This is a genomic window from uncultured Agitococcus sp. (genome assembly GCF_937920075.1).
In the GTDB taxonomy this organism is placed as follows: Bacteria; Pseudomonadota; Gammaproteobacteria; order Pseudomonadales; family Moraxellaceae; genus Agitococcus.
On record NZ_CALETI010000283.1, the window covers coordinates 1 to 1,006 of the forward strand.

General features: G+C 44.9%; 1 protein-coding gene. It reads right to left on the reverse strand.

Going from position 1 to position 1,006, the window contains the following annotated elements:
- Window positions 1-983, reverse strand: a 983-nt coding sequence (locus Q0212_RS09895) for a hypothetical protein (protein WP_297924960.1), incomplete at its 3' end; no start/stop codon positions are given.
- Window positions 984-1,006 lie beyond the last annotated feature (23 nt).

The following is a 1,006-nucleotide window of genomic DNA, read 5'->3' on the forward strand; positions in this document are numbered from 1 at the left end:
TCAGGGCGACCTTTGCCGATTGCTTCTTCAGCATAACCTAGCATTCTCTGTGCTTCTTTGTTTTTTAGCAGCTCTTGCTTCTTAGCGACTTTCGTACTCACCGACCCTGTCATTGTTGCAGTAGTATCTAGCAAGCTCATCGGCTCTTTAGCAACTGCCCCCACAGGCGTACCCTTTGGCATTTTCTCCATTCGTCGCGCATAGTATTCCATCGGGTTAGTAATAGCATCATCATACAATGTCGTACCAGCCGCATTTTGGCCGCGTGGAACACCACGTTCAAACAGTTGCGCTTGACCCTCAGCCGACCGCAAAAACGACTCCGCGACTTTGCGCTTAGCAAAATCACTTGCAGATTTATCACTAATTCTTTGAGCGACATTCGAACCAACTCCACCAATACCCATAGCTAAAGGTGTCATCACTCCACCTAAGCCACCACTAATTGCAGCACTTGAAGCAGTGTCGCTTAAAACACCTAAAGCTGTATCGGCTTCACTACCGCCAAAACCTGATAATCCACCATATAACGCGCCACCTTTGGCCACGTTTTTTGACTGATTTAACACTTGAGCCGCTTTTGATGCTGTCGCGCTTAATGCTTTAGCTTTTGGCATTGGCAACAAAACAGCAGATGGAATACCTGTTAAAAGCTCAGATAGTGTTGCAGTTGTGGGATAATCCTCTTTATATTGCTTAGACATACCGCGAACCAAATCACGGTTATAACGATAATTTTCTGCAATGTCATTACCTGTTAATGCTGCACCTAAGCCACCTAATGCACCGTATGCCTCATCCCCTAAGTTAAACATCAAGCCTTGAGTGACTGCATTAACTCCGCCTTGTAGCGGACTTGGCAATTCACGGCCAATCTGTTCGGCTGTTTTTGGTTTCTTTTTTGGTGGTTCAATAATGAATTGCATATCGTCATTGTTTGATGTCACGCTTTTTTTGCTTGGCTGTTCAATAATGTAATCCATTATTTACCTCCCCACGGAATCCA